Origin of the sequence: Blautia sp. DFI.1.216 (assembly GCF_020594215.1) — a bacterium.
Classification (GTDB): Bacteria; Bacillota; Clostridia; order Lachnospirales; family Lachnospiraceae; genus Blautia_A; species Blautia_A wexlerae.
In genome coordinates this window covers 1-20,910 of record NZ_JAJDML010000060.1, presented here as the reverse complement: position 1 = coordinate 20,910, position 20,910 = coordinate 1, and the positions used below count along the sequence as shown (strand labels likewise).

Annotated in this window: 15 protein-coding genes, 2 pseudogenes and 1 other annotated feature; of the genes and pseudogenes, 7 read left to right on the top strand and 10 right to left on the bottom strand. The window is 42.5% G+C overall.

The features are described 5' to 3' along the window. Positions 1 to 75 (bottom strand): annotated as a pseudogene (locus LJE11_RS20895) (MerR family transcriptional regulator); the annotation flags it as partial. 322 nt (positions 76 to 397) lie between these two features. Then, positions 398 to 665 (top strand) — a binding site (T-box leader). Between the two features lie 396 nt (positions 666 to 1,061). Here LJE11_RS20895 and ilvB point away from each other — a divergent pair. Together ilvB and ilvN (LJE11_RS16525) are read left to right on the top strand one after the other, a co-directional pair. Further along, on the top strand, positions 1,062 to 2,780 hold the full coding sequence (gene ilvB / locus LJE11_RS16530; protein ID WP_008706797.1) for a biosynthetic-type acetolactate synthase large subunit: 1,719 nt from the start codon (positions 1,062 to 1,064) through the stop codon (positions 2,778 to 2,780). Positions 2,781 to 2,798: 18 nt separating this feature from the next. Continuing rightward, positions 2,799 to 3,308 carry an acetolactate synthase small subunit gene (gene ilvN / locus LJE11_RS16525; protein ID WP_008706798.1) on the top strand — a complete coding sequence of 170 codons (510 nt, stop codon included), beginning with the start codon at positions 2,799 to 2,801 and terminating at the stop codon, positions 3,306 to 3,308. Between the two features lie 68 nt (positions 3,309 to 3,376). Here ilvN (LJE11_RS16525) and LJE11_RS16520 read toward each other — a convergent pair whose 3' ends face one another. Next, positions 3,377 to 4,633 (bottom strand): DNA polymerase Y family protein, encoded by a 1,257-nt coding sequence (locus LJE11_RS16520; RefSeq protein WP_008706799.1) that lies wholly within the window; start codon positions 4,631 to 4,633, stop codon positions 3,377 to 3,379. A gap of 762 nt (positions 4,634 to 5,395) precedes the next feature. Here LJE11_RS16520 and LJE11_RS16515 point away from each other — a divergent pair. The 4 genes and pseudogenes from LJE11_RS16515 to LJE11_RS16500 all read left to right on the top strand — a co-directional run bounded on the left by LJE11_RS16515 (position 5,396) and on the right by LJE11_RS16500 (position 8,747). Then, the gene (locus LJE11_RS16515; RefSeq protein ID WP_008706801.1) at positions 5,396 to 6,109 is read left to right on the top strand and encodes a phosphatase; all 714 of its coding nucleotides are present in this window, start codon (positions 5,396 to 5,398) and stop codon (positions 6,107 to 6,109) included. Positions 6,110 to 6,268: 159 nt separating this feature from the next. Further along, positions 6,269 to 6,670: pseudogene (gene ilvN / locus LJE11_RS16510) on the top strand (acetolactate synthase small subunit); the annotation flags it as partial. A 348-nt stretch (positions 6,671 to 7,018) separates the two neighbouring features. Continuing rightward, positions 7,019 to 7,657, top strand: coding sequence for an ECF transporter S component (locus LJE11_RS16505; RefSeq protein ID WP_008706805.1), 639 nt, complete (start codon positions 7,019 to 7,021; stop codon positions 7,655 to 7,657). 124 nt (positions 7,658 to 7,781) lie between these two features. Then, the gene (locus LJE11_RS16500; RefSeq protein ID WP_008706808.1) at positions 7,782 to 8,747 is read left to right on the top strand and encodes a P1 family peptidase; all 966 of its coding nucleotides are present in this window, start codon (positions 7,782 to 7,784) and stop codon (positions 8,745 to 8,747) included. Between the two features lie 71 nt (positions 8,748 to 8,818). Here LJE11_RS16500 and LJE11_RS20890 read toward each other — a convergent pair whose 3' ends face one another. The 7 genes from LJE11_RS20890 to malQ form a co-directional block, all read right to left on the bottom strand. Next, positions 8,819 to 8,971 carry a hypothetical protein gene (locus LJE11_RS20890; RefSeq protein WP_008706810.1) on the bottom strand — a complete coding sequence of 51 codons (153 nt, stop codon included), beginning with the start codon at positions 8,969 to 8,971 and terminating at the stop codon, positions 8,819 to 8,821. 188 nt (positions 8,972 to 9,159) lie between these two features. Continuing rightward, positions 9,160 to 10,344, bottom strand: coding sequence for an MFS transporter (locus LJE11_RS16490; RefSeq protein WP_008706814.1), 1,185 nt, complete (start codon positions 10,342 to 10,344; stop codon positions 9,160 to 9,162). A gap of 313 nt (positions 10,345 to 10,657) precedes the next feature. After that, positions 10,658 to 11,422 (bottom strand): tRNA threonylcarbamoyladenosine dehydratase, encoded by a 765-nt coding sequence (locus tag LJE11_RS16485; protein WP_008706817.1) that lies wholly within the window; start codon positions 11,420 to 11,422, stop codon positions 10,658 to 10,660. A gap of 326 nt (positions 11,423 to 11,748) precedes the next feature. Beyond that, on the bottom strand, positions 11,749 to 12,435 hold the full coding sequence (locus LJE11_RS16480) for a DUF6198 family protein (RefSeq protein ID WP_020993573.1): 687 nt from the start codon (positions 12,433 to 12,435) through the stop codon (positions 11,749 to 11,751). Positions 12,436 to 12,603: 168 nt separating this feature from the next. Further along, the gene (pyk, locus tag LJE11_RS16475; protein ID WP_008706820.1) at positions 12,604 to 14,022 is read right to left on the bottom strand and encodes a pyruvate kinase; all 1,419 of its coding nucleotides are present in this window, start codon (positions 14,020 to 14,022) and stop codon (positions 12,604 to 12,606) included. A gap of 253 nt (positions 14,023 to 14,275) precedes the next feature. Further along, positions 14,276 to 14,806, bottom strand: coding sequence for a DUF3877 family protein (locus LJE11_RS16470; protein WP_008706821.1), 531 nt, complete (start codon positions 14,804 to 14,806; stop codon positions 14,276 to 14,278). A gap of 328 nt (positions 14,807 to 15,134) precedes the next feature. Then, complete coding sequence (gene malQ / locus LJE11_RS16465; RefSeq protein ID WP_020993574.1) at positions 15,135 to 16,640, bottom strand: 4-alpha-glucanotransferase; 1,506 nt, start codon at positions 16,638 to 16,640, stop codon at positions 15,135 to 15,137. A gap of 697 nt (positions 16,641 to 17,337) precedes the next feature. Between malQ and LJE11_RS16460 the strand changes: the two genes are divergently transcribed. After that, a complete protein-coding gene (locus LJE11_RS16460; protein WP_008706824.1) occupies positions 17,338 to 19,713 on the top strand; it encodes a phosphoketolase family protein in 2,376 nt (791 codons plus the stop codon). 86 nt (positions 19,714 to 19,799) lie between these two features. Here LJE11_RS16460 and LJE11_RS16455 read toward each other — a convergent pair whose 3' ends face one another. Continuing rightward, positions 19,800 to 20,702, bottom strand: coding sequence for a LysR family transcriptional regulator (locus LJE11_RS16455; protein ID WP_008706826.1), 903 nt, complete (start codon positions 20,700 to 20,702; stop codon positions 19,800 to 19,802). Positions 20,703 to 20,910: the final 208 nt, after the last annotated feature.

Here is a 20,910-nt window from a genome sequence, read left to right as displayed (position 1 = left end):
ATCCCAATTTCGTAATGTCTGGGCAGATACGCCTATAATTTTTGAAAATTCATGTATAGAATAATATTTACTCAAAGAATCAACTCCTTTCAATAATATTCTACTCTAATATCTTACAAAACTCAACATGTGCTTATATGATTTTATAATTTATATTTAACTGTTAATAACCTTCCAAACAGCTGTATTATTTATTTTTTATATCAGCAATATAGAAATCTGTCAATTACATTACTGTTCACTCCGTTCTCAGTAACGTAGCCAAAATTCATTCAGGAACATAAATTTTACAGCAATTATCCAAAATCCGGTTGACAATTTCCTCTCTATAAATGTATAATGTAACCCAAGAAAACATTTGTCCACCCTATTCGGACAATGAATATCCCTATATCAGCCAAATGCCATGACAGGGAGGAGTACACAACCCCGGGAAGCACAGAGAGAAAGCGGTCGGTGCGAGCTTTCGTGAACGAATTGTGGAAGTAGCCCCCGAGCAGTGAACCAAACCGTATATCCCGTCTGATCCACAAGACCTGAACGGACATGCCAAGTAGGCTTCAACGTCAGTTCCACGTTACAGGAACACAGTATATCAGTACTGACAAAGTGCAGAGCCAGACTCTGAATACAGGTGGTACCGCGGAAACATTTTCGCCCTGGGCAAACAAGCCCAGGGCGTTTTTTACTATATTTATATATCAGGGTCAAAAAGTCGTTCGTGCTTGCTTTAATCTGTCACATCAAACCCGCCGCCCCACACTCGGCAGAATCAGCGCAGCGCCATTCTGCCCCACCCTGTATTGGCCAACACACAGCTCGGAAATTTATTTGTTTTCGGGTGCATTTGCAGGAGTCGTAGTAACTCTTAGTGCCTGGAAATCTGCGTTGTTCAGAAAAATCTCACTGTCTGAGCCGCATCTGCGGCGAGTTTGAGATTTTTCTGAACGGTTTTAGCAGATTTTCAGACACTTAGAGTTCCTAGACTCCGAAACCGCACCCGAAAACAAATAAATTTCCGAGCGTCCCCATCCACATACCCAAAGGAGGTTTACCCAAATATGAAACAAATATCCGGCAACAAACTCTTAGTCAAAGCCTTAAAAGAAGAAGGCGTAGAATACCTCTTCGGCTACCCCGGAGCCTGTACCATCGACATCAGTGATGAACTCTACAAACAGGACGATGTCAAAATCATCCTCCCCCGTCACGAACAGGCCCTTGTACACGAAGCCGACGCCTACGCCAGAACCACCGGCAAAGTCGGCGTATGTCTGGTAACCAGCGGTCCCGGAGCAACCAACCTTGTAACAGGACTTGCAACCGCCAACTATGACAGCGTACCTCTTGTATGCTTCACCGGCCAGGTAGCCCGCCACCTCATCGGCAACGATGCATTTCAGGAAGTAGACATCGTAGGAATCACCAGAAGCATCACCAAATACGGTGTTACTGTCCGCAGACGTGAAGACCTGGGACGTATCATCAAAGAAGCCTTCTACATTGCCCGCACCGGCCGTCCGGGACCTGTCCTTATCGACCTTCCAAAGGACGTAATGGCAGAACTCGGCAGCGCTGAATATCCTAAAAATGTAAACATCCGCGGATACAAACCAAACACAGATGTCCACATCGGCCAGCTCAAACGTGCCATCAAACTTTTAAATAAAGCAAAACGTCCCTTATTCCTGGCAGGCGGCGGTGTAGTAATCTCCCGCGCCCATGAAATCTTCCGGGAAGTAGTGGAAAAGACAAAAGTACCGGTTGTCACAACCGTAATGGGAAAAGGCTCTATCCCCACAGACCATCCGCTCTACATCGGAAACCTTGGTATGCATGGTGCCTATGCAGCAAATATGGCAGTCAGCAACTGTGATCTCCTTTTCTCTATCGGAACCAGATTCAATGACAGAATCACAGGAAAACTTCATGAATTTGCACCTCATGCACAGATTGTACACATCGATATCGACACCGCATCTATCTCCAGAAACATTCAGGTAGATATTCCTATTGTTTCAGATGCAAAAGAAGCTATCACAAAAATGAATGAATACGTTCAGGAATGCTCTACAGGCAAGTGGCTTGGCCAGATCAGCCAGTGGAAAGAAGAACATCCGCTGAAAATGCGTCCAAACGATGTTTTAAGTCCAATGGACATTCTGAAAGAAATCAATGAACAGTTCGAAAACAGCATTATCGTTACAGATGTAGGCCAGCACCAGATGCTTGTTTCTCAGTATGCGGAAATCACAGAGGGCAAACAGATGATCATGTCCGGCGGTCTGGGAACCATGGGCTATGGTCTTCCGGGCGGTATCGGAGCCAAAATCGGAAATCCTGACAGGCCTGTCATCGTTATCTCCGGTGACGGCGGTGTGCAGATGAATATCCAGGAGCTTGCAACAGCAGTTCTGGAGGAACTTCCAGTAATCCTGTGTATCTTTAACAATGAATATCTTGGAATGGTACGCCAGTGGCAGAAACTCTTCTACGGTAAACGCTACGCCATGACCAACCTGCGCGCCGGAGCACTTTCCCGCCGCACAGAAGGCATGGAATATCCACAGTACACACCGGATTTCATTAAACTTGCAGAAAGCTATCGCGCAAAGGGAATCCGCGTTACAAAGAAAGAAGAAATCGCAGCCGCCTTCAAAGAAGCAAAGAAAAATACAAAAGCACCTACAGTAATCGAATTTATCATTGACCCAGAAGAAATGGTCTACCCGATGATCAAACCGGGCGGAACTCTGGAAGATATGATCATGGATTGTTAGGCAGGAGGAAAGATTATTATGGATAAAGGAATGAAAAAAAGATGGATTTCTCTCTATGTTGAGAACCAGGTAGGTGTTCTGTCCAAAATCTCCGGACTTTTCTCCGGAAAAAGCTACAATCTGGACAGTCTTACTGTAGGAACTACCGAGGACCCCACAGTATCTCGAATGACTATCGCAACAGTCAGCGATGATGAAACCTTTGAACAGATCAAAAAACAGTTAAACCGCATGATCGAGGTTATCAAGGTAATTGACTTCACAGATGTATTTGTCAGAATGAAAGAAATTCTCTACATCAAGGTTTTCAACTGCTCCAGGGAAGATAAAGCAGAGCTGTTTCAGATTGCAGAAACCTTCAAGGCAAAAGTCATTGACTATGGCAAAGACAGTCTGCTTCTGGAATTTGTCCAGACAGCAACCAAGAATGACGCAGTAGTGAAACTGATCAAGGAAGAATTTCACAGAATTGAAGTGGTACGTGGAGGAAGTGTAGGAATCGAATCTATCAGTATGATGGAACGATAAAACTTTTTCTGAAATTTTTATAAAGGGAGGATTGTCGCATTGTTCTTAATGCTCAGTCCTCCCTTTACTTACGGTTCTTCCGTCTTTTCGTTTTTCATCTGTGCTTTCGCTTTTCGCCCAATCCGTGCATTGCTGTTCATAATACTGGCACGGGTGATCTTATCATTTCCAAATTTCATCCGGATCTCATCCATAGCTGCATCCAGCTTTCTGTGGCGTTCTTTATTTTCTGTATCTTCAAACAGAGACATCTGTTCATAAGTGCCATCTGTAAGGCCTGTCAGTGCCACACCAATCAGACGTAGCGGCTGTCCTTTCCAGAATTCTTTAAAAAGTCTTGTAGCATTTATATAAATTTCATCTGTAAGATCTGTAGCATTTTCCAGCTTTGTCTGGTGTGAACGGTTTCTGAAATCCAAAGTACGGAAAGTCACGGAAATACAGTTGCATTTCTTATCTTTTCTGCGCATTCTGGTTGCCAGAACATCACACTGCTCCAAAAGTATGGGAAACACCTGCTCTATGGAAGTAATATCATCGTTAAAAGTAGTTTCCACGCTGAAACCTTTTGCCTCATCAGGCACTGCTTTTACAGGGGAATCATCGATACCTCTGGCATATTGCCATAGCTGATGTCCCGTTTTTTCCCCAAGCCAGTACTGCACATTGGATGCTCTTTCTCTTGCCAGATCACCGATGGTACGGATTCCCTGATTCAGAAGCTTCTGCTCGGAAGCTTTTCCCAGAAACAGCAGATTACGGATAGGAAGAGGCCACATTTTCTCCGGGATTTCATCCGGGAACAGAGTGTGTACTCTGTCCGGCTTTTGAAAATCTGATGCCATCTTTGCCAAAAGCTTATTGGTAGAAATTCCTACATTTACTGTGAATCCCAGCTCTCTGTGAATCTTGTCTTTCAGCTCATGAGCAGCAGCTACAGGGTCAGGATAGATCAGAGAAGTACCTGTCATATCCAGAAATACCTCATCAATGGAAAAAGATTCCATCACAGGTGCAAAGGAAGCACAGATTGCTTTAAATGCCCGGGAACATTTATCGTATAATTCAAAATCACTGGGAACGATCACCAAATTGGGACATTTCCGAAGAGCCATAGCTACTGGCTCGCCGGTCTGGATCCCGTATTTTTTTGCAGGGATAGATTTGGCAACCACGATACCTGTCCGTTTCTTTGGATCTCCTCCTACACAGGAAGGAATTTCTCTGAGATCCGGTAGCCCCTGGCTCACCCTTCTGGCTGATTCCCAGGAAAGAAATGCACTGTTGACATCAATATGAAAAATTAATCGTTCCGTACTTTTCACTGTTCTTCCTCCAATATATGAATTGCGCTCTTCATATCTGATGATTTCATTTTACCCTGATCTGCTCTCCAGGGTAAGAACCTCGTTTGTCCAAAAAAGTGTCTTTATTTGCATCATCTTGTCTGAGCTGTTACTGTATTTATATTTGTTTGATTTCACTCTGCTATCAGAGTTTTGAACAACAACGCCGCACTTGCCATACGGCAGTGCGGCGTCTGTATTTCGCTACCGGTCACATTGTTCCCGGTAACTTTTTTTACTTAATTCTGAGGATTCATTTCCTCTCGATATATACTTATCGATTAGTCATAAAGATTAGGAGCAATTTCTTCGCTGTCCATATTTGTGGAATCATACCAGTATCCAGTTCAGCCTCCAGCCATTCATAAGAGAATTCCGGGAATGGCTGATGTTTGAAATTTTTCCATGTTACTCCTTTCTCATGAAGTAACTGTCTACACATAAGCAAACAGTGCCATCGCTGTCATTGATCAGCAATAAGCCCCCGTGTTTTCATATAGTTCCATTATACCTTCTCATTTTCCCGAAGTCAACATAATTTAACATGTATCAGCCGTTTATTTGTGTTGCTTTTTATTTGATTTTTGTTGTATTTCAGTTGTTTTTATTTTGTTTCCTCATTGACATTTAAATCCTCATCTGTCATACTTGAATATAACGAATGTACCATCAAACAGCAGCTTTGCATCTTCCGTAAGGCTCTTATCATATATAGAAACCGCTCTGGAAAGGAGACAAACAATGTATCTTTCTGACATCCACACACATTCTATCGCCAGCGGTCACGGAACCACCTGTACCATCTCTGACATGGCAAAAGCAGCCAGCAAAAAAGGACTGAAACTCCTTGGGATTTCTGACCACGGCCCGGGAACTCTGGCTTCCGGAACTTCTTCTTATTTCAGAAGCCTTCCTTTTTATCCCAGAAAAAGATTCGGCATAGATATTCTTTACGGAGTTGAACTAAACATCCTGGACAGTGCAGGACATACAGATCTGTCAGATGAACTGCTGAACAACCTGGATTACGCTATCATCAGTATGCATCGGCAGAACTACCGTTCAGGCTCTGTATCTCAGAATACAGAAGCTTACATCAATGCAATGAAACATCCTGCTGTAAAAATACTCGGCCACTGCGACGATACACATTTCCCTGTAGATTATGAAACGCTGGCAAGAGCAGCTTTACGGGAAAATGTTATTTTTGAAATAAACGAAGCTTCCCTCGCACCCGGAGGATATCGGGGAGACACAAAAGCCAATGCCGCCAGAATCCTGTATCTCTGTCAGAAATATCAGCTTCCTGTTATTTTGTCCAGCGACAGCCACGGAAAAGAACATGTTGGAGATTTCACCTATGCCGAAGAATTCGTTCACCAGCTCATGTTTCCGGAAACTCTTATCTTTAACAACCAACTTCCCAGATTAAAAGTTTTCCTTCAGACACGTTAAAAGAATGTTCCTCAAAGGGACATTCTTTTATTTTATGCATTGTTTTTTGCATTGTGTTATTTTGTTTATTTTCTATAATTTCTTGTCAAAAAAGACGACATTTTAGTACATTTTAATTAACAAAACTCACTTAACCATTTACATATCTCGTGATAGATCAGTCTTACTGTAGGAACCACCGAGGATCCTACAGTATCCCGAATGACTATCGCAACAGTCAGCGATGATAAAACCTTTGAACAGATCAAAAAACAATTAAACCGCATGATCGAGGTTATCAAGGTAATCGACTTCACAGATGTATTTGTCAGAATGAAAGAAATTCTCTACATCAAGGTTTTCAACTGCTCCAGGGAAGATAAAGCAGAGCTGTTTCAAATTGCAGAAACCTTCAAGGCAAAAGTCATTGACTACGGCAAAGACAGCCTGCTTCTGGAATTTGTCCAGACAGCCATCAAGAATGATGCAGTTGTCAAACTGATCAAGGAAGAATTCCACAGAATCGAAGTAGTACGTGGTGGAAGTGTGGGAATTGAATCCATCAGCATGATGGAACGCTAAATCTCATAATCAATATTTTTTACAGGATATAGAAACACCTCTATATTCTGTATTTATTTTCAAACATACTATAAAATATTGCAGTTTTTAATCAAATGTGTTATTGTTTACGAGAGCGTTATTCGAAAGAAAATGCATCTGATTTCCACATCTGACAGTCTGGTGGATAAAGTCATCCACTTCACAGTCTGGTTAAATTTGTGAGGCGACCTGTAAGGCGTCTACACACCGGAAATTTTTCTTTTGTTCTGATGCATATTTTTCATAACGCCTGATCCCCATACTCTAAACTGTCTGAAAAGCAGGGGACGCATTGCGCCGTTTTATCAGACCAAAAGGAGAATTCATATGAACACAACAACAACCACTACAACAACGGCTGCAACAAAAAGAAGCAGCACTCTTTACATGGTAGAGCTGGCTATGATGATCGCCATTATTCTGCTCATGTCCTTTACCCCGCTGGGCTACCTTCGTACTCCCGGCTTATCCATCACTCTTCTCACCATCCCGGTAGCTGTAGGCGCTATCATCCTCGGACCGAAAGGTGGTGCTGTATGCGGACTTGCTTTCGGTGCAACCAGCTTCTATATGGCTGTCACAGGAAGTTCAGCTTTCGCTGCTGCACTTTTTAACATTAATCCATTTGGCACTTTTATTGTATGTATCGTGGCACGTGTGCTGGAAGGATGGATCACAGGACTTATTTTCGCAGCATTATATAAATCACCGGCGAAGAAATTTTCCTATTACGTTGCTTCACTGGCATGCCCGTTACTGAATACTTTCTTCTTCATGGGCTTTTTATGTCTCTTCTTCTACAACACAGATTACATTCAGGGTATTGTTTCCAGTCTTGGAGTAAGCAATCCTGTTGTCTTCGTTGCTGCTTTTGTGGGCGTTCAGGGACTGATCGAAGCGGGCTTCTGCTTTGTAGTGGGAAGCATCGTTTCCAAGGCACTTTCTGTGGCACTGAAACGTGCATAATCTTTAAAAGAACAGCCGTTTACCAAACAACCCTGACTACATTGTCACTGTAGTCAGGATTTTTTTATCCGGCACATTTAAAGCAGGAACCCTACCTGATTCGGTTAATACAAAGGAGATTTTTATGTCATTATTAAAAGAGATTTCTATTACAGATCTTTCAAATTTACGCATCGGTCATGCTTCCGATTATAATGCCCAGACCGGGGTAACCGTTCTTTACTTCCCACTGGGTGCAAAAGTTGGCTGTGATATCAGCGGTGGCGGTCCTGCTTCCAGGGAAACTCCTCTCACCTCTCCTGTCACTGCCGACAATCCCATCAATGCTATTGTCTTGTCCGGAGGTTCTGCCTATGGACTGGCTGCTGCTGACGGTGTGATGAACTATCTGGAATCACAAAATATCGGTTATAACACCGGTGCAGCCCTGGTTCCTCTTGTATGCCAGTCCTGTATCTATGACCTCTCTTACGGAGATCCTAAAATACGTCCAACTGCAAAAATGGGCGAAGAAGCCTGCCGTCAGGCATTTGCAGGAACAGATACCAGAACCGGAAATATCGGTGCAGGTACCGGTGCAACTGTGGGAAAACTTTACGGTATGAAACAATCCATGAAGTCAGGTCTTGGTATTGCCGCTGTATCAGTGGGAAATTTCCAGATGGCCGCAATTGTCGTTGTCAATGCACTGGGAGATATCTTTAGTCCACAAAATGGTCAGAAAATCGCAGGGCTGAAAACGCCTGACAGAAGCGGGTTTCTGGATAGTGTCCACGAATTATACCGCTTTATGACACCTCATGACCAGTTTACCGGCAATACCACCATCGGGGCTGTGATCACCAATGGGGCATTTTCAAAGGCTGAACTGAATAAAATTGCCTCTATGACCCGCTGTGCCTATGCCAGATGCATCAATCCTGTAGCAACTATGGCTGACGGCGATTCCATCTATGCTGCCAGCATTGGCGATGTTTCTGTAGATATCAATATGGCAGGAACTCTCGCCGCAGAAGTCATGGCTCAGGCTATCCAAAATGCCATCCATACTTCCCGGATCCAGGATGAAGAATTTTTGAAATATGTATAACAGTCCGCTATAAAAGCGCAGAGAAAAAGTATCATCTCTGCGCTTTTATTCTTCCTGTCTGTCTTCATTTTTCATCTGTGCTCTGGTTTTTCTCCAAGCCAGAGCTGTACATTTGCTTCCCGTTCCCTTGCCAGATCACCAATAGTACGGATTCCCTGATTCAGAAGCTTCTGCTCGGAGGCTTTTCCCAGAAATAACAGGTTACGGACAGGAAGTGGCCACATTTTCTCCGGTATTTCGTCCGGGAACAGCGTGTGTACTCTGTCCGTTTCTTTGGATCTCCTCCCACACAGGAGGGAATCTCCCTGAGATCCGGCAGCCCCTGGCTTACCCTTCTGGCTGACTCCCAGGAAAGAAATGCGCTGTTTACATCAATATGAAAAATTAATCGTTCCATACTTTTTAATATATCTCAATCATATTTTTGCAGACTTCCAATCATCTTAATCCCCATTATCATCAACACAGGGAAAATCAGTGCCGCAAAGATTCCAAGTTTCAGATTATCATTCAGTGCTCCTGAAATCATCCCCACATAGGTTGGTCCGGATGAGCATCCCACATCTCCAGCAAGGGCAAGGAGGGCAAACAGGGCTGTTCCGCCACGCTTTACTGAGGCAGCCGCCATGCTGAAGGTTCCCGGCCACATAATACCTACAGACAGACCGCAAACCGCACATCCAAGGATTCCCAACGCAGGTACCGGGATAAATGCGATCATCAGATAGGAAACCATGCACAGAACTGCACTGTATTGCATAAAGCGTTCCAGATTGATTTTATCTCCAAATTTCCCATAAAATGCCCTTGAGCTTCCCATAAGAATTGCAAACGCCATGGGACCTGCCAGATCCCCGATAGTTTTATTGATTCCAAAGCTTTTCTCAGCCAGAGTAGAAGCCCACTGGCTTACCGCCTGCTCACTGGCTCCTGCACAGAGCATCATTAACATCAGAACCCAGAAGATTTTTTTCTTAAAAAGCTCTCCCATAGTCAGCCCCTTTTCACCCTCATCCAGCAGTGGAGCAATGGGAACTCTGGTAAAAAAGATTCCATTTGCAATGGGAATCAATGCCCACACCAGCGCCATATATTTCCAGTTTGCAATCCCGCAAATACGAAAGAATAATGTAGAAAGAAGTACCACTCCCACATGTCCCCAACAGTAAAAGGAATGAAGGAGACTCATTGCTTTTTCCTTATTATCTGTAGGGCAGGCTTCCACCACAGGACTTACCAGCACCTCCAGCAATCCGCCTCCGATGGCATAGATCATAACTGCAATGAGAAGTCCCACAAACGGATCTCCCAGGCACTCCGGCAATACTGTGAGCAAAATCAGACCTGCAGCCGCCATTGCATGTGCCAGGATCATAGATGCACGATAACCTATTCTGTCCACAAATCCAATCGATGCCAGATCTACCAGCAACTGGATCCCGAAATTAAAAGTAACCAGAAGTGTGATCTTCTGCAGCGAAATCCCGTAACTGCCCTGAAATGTCAGAAACAGCAGAGGAACGAAATTGTTCACAATGGCCTGCACTACATATCCGATAAAACAGGCCTGCACTGTTCTGTTGTAATTTGTTTTCATCCGATGTTATATCCTCCAATCTGAAATTTATTAAGCTGACATCATTCAGACATTGATCCACCAAACTTCTATATCTCCACAGTTCTAATAGATTTCTATCCGTCAATAATGACAGTGTATCACAGATTCTCTCCTTTTTCTTTCATTATCTTTTGAAAATCCCATAAATTTTTATATTATTTTGACTTTTTCCCTATAACAATTCTATAAAATCCCAAAAGTAATACCCCCATCCGATTCCAAATATTTCCCGCAAAAAAAGATGTGCACCATACCATTTCTGACACCATACACATCTCAAAATAAACACTTCTTATCTTCTGTACTCTGCAGTCAGGTCTTTAATAACCTCTCCTGCAATAATCAGCCCGGCGACAGACGGCACAAACGCCACACTGCCCGGAATATCTCTGCGCTCCGTACACTTATGCGCAGCACCCGGAGGACAAATACAATGCGATCTGCAGCTGATTGCCATATCTTCAATCGGTCTGATCGGCTGTTCTTCCGAATAAACAACCTTCAGTTTTTTCACACCACGCTTCTTCAGCTCTCTGCGCATAACCTTCGCCAGCGGACACACCTTCGTCTTATAGATATCTGCCACCCGAAATGCACTGGCATCCAGCTTATTTCCTGCACCCATACTGCTGATAACAGGAGTCCCTGCCTCTTTTGCACGCATGATCAGTTCAATCTTTGCAGTCACTGTGTCCACAGCATCTACCACATAATCATACTCACTAAAATCGAAATCAGCAGCATTCTCCGGAAGATAAAAACAGTTATGGATTCTCACATCTGCTTTCGGATTAATGTCCAGGATCCTGTCCCGCATCACCTCTGTTTTATATTGACCAACAGTTTTCCTGGTGGCAATAATCTGTCTGTTAAGATTCGTCAGGCATACTTTGTCATCATCGATCAGATCAAAGGTCCCCACACCGCTTCTGACCAATGCTTCACATACATATCCTCCAACCCCTCCGATTCCAAACACTGCCACGCGGGAGTTCTCCAGTTTATTCATTGCTTCTTTTCCCAGAAGAAGCTCTGTTCTTGAAAATTGATTCAACATAATATCTCCATTTCATTCGGTATTGACCGACTATCTGCCTGCCTTTCTTCTACTTCATTATTTCTGGTCTGTTCTGCTTTGCTGCCTGTAATGTAAGCAGCTCTGCATGCCAGAAACAAAAAAACAAGGAGCAGAAACCAAAGCCAGAGCTTTCTTTTGTTTTTTATGAGCAACCGTTTCATAATCTGCATCACTATTCCTTAATATATTATTTTCAGATACCAGAGTTGCAACATACTTCCATCACAGATTTCTTATGATATCTTTACTTCTATAATGCGTCAAGTATATCATAGAAAGAAAAATCCTGCAATGAAGAAACTCTGTTACTGTACATGAAGTGAACAGTGCTGAGTGAAATTCACAAACCGGAAGTGCTTATCCATCTCATCACCAATCAATCCAATTACTTTTCCCATGGTAAATGCCGCCATCACTGTTCCGATTCCCAGTCCGTTGATATGCCCCAGGATCAGCCCTGTCATACAGGCAGTAATCATCAGACAGATCACATCAAAAGAAACCTTGATCTTAGAATATTTCACCTTTATAATCTCTGACAGTTCACGAGGAAACAGATCTGTAGGAATAATCGGCAGACCGCATCTGTTAGAAAGTGCGATCCCTATACAGATCAGCAGATAACTGATCACAAAATATAACACTCTGAGTGGAATTGTCTTTGGCAGGATATTGATCCATGCCTCATTAACATCCAAAAGCTCACTGAATGCAAATCCAACCAGAAAACTGCACAGATAAGCAGGTACAAATTTTTTTCTCAGTATCATCAGACTTAAGATCAGAAGTGCCTGAAAAATATAAGTCCATGTTCCCAGTGTAATTACCGGAAATACTTTTTCAAATGCATAAGGAACACTGGATATGGCAGATATTCCTGAACCAGAATACAGCATCAGAATAACAGCAAGACTGTTGATCATGACTGCTATCACCAATGCCAGCTCTCCTCTGAAAATATGTCTCGAATCTTCTTCCTCATTTGTTTTCATAACAATTCTCTCCTCTAACACAAGCAAGGGACTGCTGTCAGAAAATATTTTCTGTCATACTTTTCTGACGGCAGACCCCTGTGTCTTTTACATCTTATATTTTCTGAAAATACTATTTTTTATCGAATCAGGCAAGTTTCCCACTTCAACTACTGATATTTTCCTGACTTACTCAACCGTGCAGACGCGGATCAGGTTTGTTCTTCCCGGAATTCCAAGCGGTACACCACCGGCAAATACAATAGTGTCACCAACTTTTACAAGTTTATGCTTCTGTGCTGCCTCGATTGCTCTCAGGCAAAGGATCTCAGAACTGTATTCTTCTTTGATCAGCATCGGGTAAACACCCCAGGACAGATTCAGCTGGCGAAGAACTCTCTCAGAGCTTGTACATGCACCGATCAGACATCCTGGTCTGTGTTTGGACATCATATGAGCTGTACTTCCGGATTTTGTCACTGAAAGGATTGCACTGGCCTTCAGGTCGATTGCTGTCAGGCAGGTTGCATGTGCGATTGCATTTGTAATATCCGGATTCTCATTTCTGTCTGTTTTCTTAAAGATTGTATTGTAATCAATATTCTGTTCCATATGTTCTGCAATGCGGCTCATCATCTGAAGTGCCTGTACCGGATATTTACCTGCTGCTGTTTCTCCGGAAAGCATGGTAGCACTTGTTCCCTGGAAAATCGCATTGGCAACGTCTGTAGCCTCTGCACGGGTTGGTCTCGGATGAGAGATCATGGAATCAAGCATCTGTGTTGCTGTAATAACCGGTTTTCCTGCTGTGTAAACTTTCTGGATGATCTTCTGCTGGATAACAGGTACATATTCCGGCGGAATCTCAACACCCATGTCACCTCTGGCAATCATGATACCATCTGCAGCTTCAATAATCTCGTCGATATTGTCAACGCCCTGCTGGTTCTCAATCTTTGCAATGATCTGAATCTCTTCACCGCCATTTTCTTTCAGGATTTTTCTAACTTCTCGGATATCGTTTGCAGTACGTGTAAAGGATGCTGCAACGAAGTCAAATCCTTCCTGGATACCAAAGAGAAGATCATCATGGTCTTTCTTGCTGATAAATGGCATCTTCAGGTTTGCCCCTGGAACATTGACACCTTTCTTATCACCGATCACGCCTGCGTTGATAACTTTACATACAATATCTCTTCCCTGAATATCCTGAACTTCCAGATCCACAAGACCATCATCAACCAGAATGTGTCCGCCCGGCTGTACATCCTTATAAAGTTCCTTATAAGTAATGCTTACGCGCTCATTAGTTCCTTCAATGTCTTTATTTGTAAATGTAAAAATCTGTCCTTCTTCCAGAGAAACCTTGCCATCCTTGAAGCATCCAAGTCTGATCTCCGGTCCCTTTGTATCAAGAAGTGCTGCAACAGGTCTGTCATATTTCTTGCGAAGTTCTCTCAGTTTCTGAATACGGCCTCTCTGCTCATCGTGAGGTCCATGTGAGAAGTTGAAACGTGCTACGTCCATTCCCTCTCTCACAAGCAGCTCCATAACATCGCCCTTATCAGTAGACGGTCCCATTGTACAGATAATTTTGGTTTTTCTCATTTAATCTTTCCCTCCAAACTGTCAACTCAATTTTATCTATTTTATTCCTGTAAAATAATGTAATAAAATGTTACCTGTTTCTATAAATGAAAACATTAAATCAAATAAAAATTACCATTATTGAGACTATCTGTCAATATAGAATTTCGACTTATTTTTGTTGATATTTGACAAAAAAATAACATACTTTTGTTGCAAATATCACATATATTTTTGCTGATCCGACAGTTGGAAAATTTTTCACTCATTCTTATCAGAATCCAAAATCTGCATAGTCTTCCGGCAGAAATCTGTGGTAAATGATATGGCATCCTTCATCTTTAAAACAATAATAATAAGGATCTGATCCGTCATCAAAGCGGATCATCACATCAAACTCCTCGTTATCCATTGGTTCAGTAATGATTTTATCTGAATAAGAATGGAACAGTTCTTTAATTTCCTCTATCGTACATCCATGTCTGCCAACCAGTTCGATCAATGCCTTGATAAATTCATTCTCTTTCATATTATTATGTACATATTCGGAAGCTTTTTCCGAAACAGTGAAGCAGAAACGATCTCCTCTGTGTGATACTGCTACTTCACCAAATTTCTCTTCTATATAAGAAGGAAAATCTTTTAAAATCTCTATCATGCCTGCAGCATCCGTCTTATTGCCAAAGAAATGATTCAGGGAACTGAGCGGATAATAAAGGCTGATCTTCTCCTTCATATATCCAAGCTTCGCCTGTTCCTCTTTGATCACATCGATCAGACTGTTTTCTAATCTGTTATAGTTCATTTATTTTCCCTCCTGAAAATCTGTTCTTTTGTTTTTTCTGGTTAATATTTTATCAGACATTGCCCGAAAATCAATGCATTTCTTTTTCAATTGTACGCCCGTCAAAACAATTTCAATGTTTTCTTTTTCATACAAAAATAAAGACCTTGCAAAACTGTCCTTTTTTCCCTCTGACAAATGACTCTGACTGGATAAAACAAAACAGATAAAATCAACCACTTCGTTGCTTTTTTAACCAAATAACTGCTTGATTCGGTTAAAAAAACAGCGTTCCGAATATTATTTATATCCGAAACGCTGTCATTATTCCAATTATTTCATTATGTATTTAATCCCAGTTCTTACGTCCGTAACGAAGTGTCACATCATATATTTCCTTCTGGAGTTTCTTTGTAAGATCTCTCTTCTTGATTCTCCACTTCCAGTTCGTACCAACTGTAGATGGTTTATTCATTCGGAATCTGTTGTCCAGTCCCATATAGTCCTGCATTGGGATAACGCAGACACGCGCAGCACTGCGCATGATCAGACTGATGAAACATTTATACAGTTCTTCTTCCGGTGTTGCATGATCACACAGATAATCTCTCGCCAGTTTTCTCTCAGCTGCTGTGATGCTCTTCCACCATCCCACGATAGTTTCATTATCATGGGTTCCTGTATATGCCACGCAGTTCTCCGGATAATTATGTGGCAGATAATCACTGGCACATCCGGAATCTCTGGAATCAAACGCAAATTCCAGAACCTTCATTCCCGGGAAGCCGCTCTCATATACCAGATGACGTACAGAATCTGTCATATATCCTAAGTCCTCTGCGATAACCTGCTTCCATCCAAGCGCCTGTTCAATCTTACGGAACAGATCAATTCCGGGACCCTTTTCCCAGTGTCCGCCTCTTGCATCTTTATCTCCGTATGGAATAGAGAAATATTCATCAAATCCGCGGAAATGATCGATTCTTACAACATCATACAGTCTGAAGCAGTAACTCATTCTGGAAATCCACCACTGATATCCTGTATTTCTGTGATAATCCCAGCGATATAACGGATTTCCCCATAACTGACCGGTTGCAGAAAATCCATCCGGAGGGCATCCTGCTACTGCCAGTGGTACATTATCCTGATCCAGCTGGAACAGCTCCGGATGCGCCCATGCATCAGCACTGTCCATTGCAACATAAATCGGAATATCTCCAATGATCTGGATTCCTTTTGAATTTGCATAGGATTTCAGTTTCATCCACTGCTCATAGAACTTAAACTGCATATACTGCTGGAATTCAATATCAAAATAGAGTTCTTCACGATAATAATCCATGGCATTGTTCCAGCGGAGTCTGATATCCTCAGCCCATTTGGTCCATTCTACACCTTCGAAACGGTCTTTTACTGCCATAAACAGAGCATAATCTGACAGCCACCAGCTGTTCTCTGCTACGAATTTCTGATAGTCAGGATTCTTGCTGATATCACTGTTCTCGTATGCTTTTCTCAGAAGAGGATAACGGCCTTTGTAGATTTTTTCATAATCTACCTCATCAGGCTTCTTTCCCCAGTTAACTTTCTCGCAGTCTTTCTTATCAAGAACTCCTTCTTCCACAAGTGTATCCAGATCAATAAAATATGGATTACCTGCAAATGTAGAGAAAGACTGATATGGAGAATCTCCATAGCTGGTCGGTCCCAATGGCAGAATCTGCCAGTAAGTCTGTCCGGCTTCCTTTAACCAGTCTACAAATTCATATGCACTTTTGGAAAAACATCCGATGCCATAGTCTGATGGAAGACTGCTGATCGGCATTAATATTCCTGCTGCTCTTTTTCCCATGATTCTTGTCTCCTTCGCCATTCTTCACTTTTACCGCCTATACTTTATCTAGTACATCGTTTTCGAAATAACTATACCACTCACTTGTCTGCGAATCCGATTGCACAGGTCTAAAAGCCTCAGCGTAGCCCGCTACGCCTGCGTTTTTATACCAGCACACTCGAATCCGCATCCTACGTGATTGGTATAGTTATTTACGAAACGCTGTACTAGTGTACATATAAGCAGTTTTTCTATACCTTATGCGCAATTGTTTTTTTTATTATATATATTTTTTGTGCAAATTGCAATACAACTTTCATGTTATCCATTTTTTCGTGAAAATTACTAATCATTGCTTAGTTCTTTTCGTCATCTTCCATATTAAACACCAATCATTTCCACTCAGAGAATTGTCGTCAAGCGGATATTCACAATCTGCTTCGCTACGCAGCTCTATACCGAATAACTGCTCCGCATTTCATCAGAAGGAGCTTATTTTTTATCCATATCAAAAACTTATAATTACAATGCAATATTTCTATTTTACGTTTCATTTCTGATATGATAGGATGTGTTCGGTTAAAAAATAACAAAGTAACACTCCAACTTATCTGTTAAGAAACGTTTATCATTAACTACCATCAGAAAATTTCTTATACAGATATCTTCGACATCTTAAGCTATACACATCAAAGACAAAGAAAGAGGTAAGAAAATGGAAGACAACAAATTATGTCTGGAAAAGCAGCCTTTAAACCAGGAAATGCTTGACAAAATCGATGCTTACTGGCGTGCAGCTAACTATCTGTCTGCCGGACAGCTCTATCTTCTCGACAATCCGCTTCTGAGAGAGCCATTAACTATGGATCAGATCAAGAAAAAAATTGTTGGTCACTGGGGAACTGTACCGGGACAGAACTTCGTTTATGCACACTGCAACCGTGTCATCAAACGTTATGACCTTGATATGATCCTGCTTTCCGGTCCTGGACATGGCGGAAACTTCATGATTGCCAACACCTATCTGGAAGGTTCTTACAGCGAAGTTTATCCTAACATCAGCCAGGATGAGGAAGGTATGAAGAAAATGTTCAAACAGTTCTCCTTCCCATGCGGAGTCCCAAGCCACTGCGCACCGGAAACACCTGGTTCCATTAATGAAGGTGGCGAGCTTGGTTACTCCATCGCTCATGCTTTCGGAGCTGTATTTGACAACCCGGATCTGATTGCAACTACTGTTGTAGGTGATGGTGAAGCTGAGACTGGTCCTCTGGCGACATCCTGGCAGTCCAACAAATTCCTGAACCCGATTACAGACGGTGCTGTACTTCCTATTCTTCACTTAAATGGATATAAGATCAGCAACCCGACTATCTTCTCCCGTCTTTCTCATGAAGAACTTGAATGCTTCTTCAAGGGCTGTGGCTGGAAACCATATTTCGTTGAAGGTGACGACCCAATGACAATGCACAAGAAGATGGCCGAAACAATGGACACAGTGATTGAAGAAATCAAAGCAATCCAGAAGAACGCCCGTGAGAACAATAATCCGGAACGTCCGGTATGGCCAATGATCATCCTTCGTACTCCTAAGGGATGGACAGGTCCTAAGGTTGTTGACGGACTTCAGATTGAAGGTTCTTTCCGTGCTCATCAGGTTCCGATCACTATGGAAAAACCGGAACATCTTGAACTTCTGAAGGAGTGGCTGGAAAGCTATCGTCCTCAGGAACTGTTTGATAAAAACGGACGCCTGATCCCGGAACTGGCTGAACTGGCTCCTAAGGGAAATGCACGTCTCGGTGCCAACCCACATGCAAATGGCGGACTTCTTCTGAAAGATCTTCGTCTTCCGGACTTCCGCGATTACGGTATTGAAGTACAGCCTGGCAAAACAAAAGCTCAGGATATGATCGAACTTGGCGGATACATCCGCGACATCTTCAAACTGAATGAAGAAAACAAGAACTTCCGTATCTTTGGACCAGATGAAAGCATGTCCAACCGTCTGTACAAAGTATTTGAATATCAGAAACGTGACTGGAACGCAGAAATGCTTGATACTGATGACTGCCTCGCAAGAGACGGACGTATTATGGACAGTATGCTCAGTGAGCATATGTGTGAAGGATGGCTGGAAGGTTACCTGTTAACAGGTCGTCATGGCTTCTTCGCAAGCTATGAAGCTTTCATCCGTATCGTTGACTCCATGGCAGCCCAGCATGCAAAATGGCTGAAAGTTTGCAATCAGCTTTCCTGGAGACAGCCCATCGCATCCCTGAACTTCATCCTGACATCCAACGTATGGCAGCAGGACCACAACGGATTTACTCATCAGGATCCTGGATTCCTGGATCACATTGCCAATAAAAAAGCAGACGTAGTTCGTATGTACTTACCACCGGACGCTAACTGCTTACTCTCCTGCTTCGATCACTGCATCAAGAGTAAGAATTATGTCAATGCAATTGTAGCTTCCAAACATCCAAGCTGCCAGTGGCTGACCATGGAGCAGGCTGTTAAGCACTGCACACAGGGTATCGGTATCTGGGAGTGGGCAAGCAATGACTGTGGTGAAGAACCAGACGTTGTTATGGCCTGCTGCGGTGATACACCTACACTTGAGATTATGGCTGCAGTTACTATCCTTCGTGATGAAATGCCGGAACTTAAGATCCGTGTTGTTAACGTTGTCGACCTGTTCAAACTGGAATCTGACCACAAACATCCACACGGCTTAAGTGACGCAGAATATGATGCAATCTTCACAAAAGATAAACCTGTCATCTTTGCATTCCATGGATATCCAACACTGATCCATGAGCTTACTTATGAGCGTCACAACCACAATATCTCTGTTCACGGATATCAGGAAGAAGGTACTATTACTACACCATTCGATATGCGTGTACAGAACCAGATTGACCGTTTCAATCTTGTAAAGGATGCCATCATGCATCTTCCACAGCTTGGAAACAAAGGTTCCTTCTTAATCCAGAAGATGAATGACAAGCTTGTTGAGCACAAACAGTATATTGCTGAATATGGCCAGGATCTGGAAGAGATTCGAAACTGGGAGTGGCATAAATAAATCCGTCTAACAGATGATAAATTCCTTATAAATATAATAAGTCATCAGGATTCACATCATGTGGATTTCCTGATGACTTTTCTATTTCAGCGGTTCTGTTCTTTCCGTTCTGCCAAAAACTTCTGGAATGCTTTAGATGCAATACTTTGAGGATATTCTGTATCATGGATCAGAATAATGCTTCTCTCCGGAAGTGTTTCATTTACATCTATCTCAAAAACCTTTCCGGATTCCAGATCATCTCCGGCAAATTCTCCTGGCAGGAATCCGATTCCCATATTATACCGTACTGCCGGGAGAATCATATCTGTAGTCGCCAGCTCTACATCCGGTGAAAACTGCAGTCCATTTTTTGAAAAATACTCATTCAAAAATCTCCTGCTGATTGCCTCGGAAGTCAGGCTGATCCATGGATAGGCTGAAAGTTCCTCCAACGAAGTCTTCCTCCCCTTCAGCTCCGCAAAACGACTGCCTCCGATCAGAATTTCCCTATACTTTCGCACTACTTTCATTTTCAGTGGCTCTGCTAACTGTAAAGAAGCAGATACAACTGCAAGATCTACTTTACCCTCTTTTAAGGCATTTACAGAATCTGTAGTGCTGTTATTAAGAATTTTAAAATGCACATTCGGGTATTGAATATTAAAGTCTCTGACTGCCTCGAACAAATAACAGTGCAATGCTGTCTCTGTTGCACTGATATAAATGGTCCCGTTCTCAAGGCTGATCAGATTATTAAGATTATCCTCGGCCTTGAAAAACTGAGCACAGCCTGCTGCTACATACTGATAGAAAATCTTTCCCTCAGGAGTCAGTTTCATGCCACTTTTGCTTCTGGTAAACAGTCTGCACCCTAATATATTTTCCAGATTATGTATCGTCCTGGTCACAGCCGGCTGGCTGGTCTTTAATACTGATGCTGCCTTTGTCAGATTCTCATATTTTGATACGTAATAAAAAACTTTATAATATTCAAAATTTGCGTTCATTCTGTTCTCCGTCTTTCATTGTCTTATGTACAGTAACATATTTTACGCGCCTATTCTATCACAATTCTTTTTTCTGTACAATCTGATATGTCCAGAGTGTGTATTACTGTTTACTTCGTTATGTTACTGTTCACTCCGTTCACAGTAACGTATCCAAAATTCATTCCAGATTGCCTGCGGCAATGGAATTTTGGCTTGTATGTCTCGG

Bases quoted from the DNA above. Each gene is read 5' to 3' on its own strand.
- ilvB (WP_008706797.1), top strand. From the start codon at position 1,062: ATGAAACAAATATCCGGCAACAAACTCTTAGTCAAAGCCTTAAAAGAA.
- LJE11_RS16455 (WP_008706826.1), bottom strand. From the start codon at position 20,702: ATGAACGCAAATTTTGAATATTATAAAGTTTTTTATTACGTATCAAAA.
- LJE11_RS16490 (WP_008706814.1), bottom strand. From the start codon at position 10,344: ATGAAAACAAATTACAACAGAACAGTGCAGGCCTGTTTTATCGGATAT.
- LJE11_RS16470 (WP_008706821.1), bottom strand. From the start codon at position 14,806: ATGAACTATAACAGATTAGAAAACAGTCTGATCGATGTGATCAAAGAG.
- malQ (WP_020993574.1), bottom strand. From the start codon at position 16,640: ATGGGAAAAAGAGCAGCAGGAATATTAATGCCGATCAGCAGTCTTCCA.
- pyk (WP_008706820.1), bottom strand. From the start codon at position 14,022: ATGAGAAAAACCAAAATTATCTGTACAATGGGACCGTCTACTGATAAG.
- LJE11_RS20890 (WP_008706810.1), bottom strand. From the start codon at position 8,971: ATGTGGCCACTTCCTGTCCGTAACCTGTTATTTCTGGGAAAAGCCTCC.
- LJE11_RS16480 (WP_020993573.1), bottom strand. From the start codon at position 12,435: ATGAAAACAAATGAGGAAGAAGATTCGAGACATATTTTCAGAGGAGAG.
- ilvN (WP_008706798.1), top strand. From the start codon at position 2,799: ATGGATAAAGGAATGAAAAAAAGATGGATTTCTCTCTATGTTGAGAAC.
- LJE11_RS16485 (WP_008706817.1), bottom strand. From the start codon at position 11,422: ATGTTGAATCAATTTTCAAGAACAGAGCTTCTTCTGGGAAAAGAAGCA.
- LJE11_RS16515 (WP_008706801.1), top strand. From the start codon at position 5,396: ATGTATCTTTCTGACATCCACACACATTCTATCGCCAGCGGTCACGGA.
- LJE11_RS16500 (WP_008706808.1), top strand. From the start codon at position 7,782: ATGTCATTATTAAAAGAGATTTCTATTACAGATCTTTCAAATTTACGC.
- LJE11_RS16505 (WP_008706805.1), top strand. From the start codon at position 7,019: ATGAACACAACAACAACCACTACAACAACGGCTGCAACAAAAAGAAGC.
- LJE11_RS16460 (WP_008706824.1), top strand. From the start codon at position 17,338: ATGGAAGACAACAAATTATGTCTGGAAAAGCAGCCTTTAAACCAGGAA.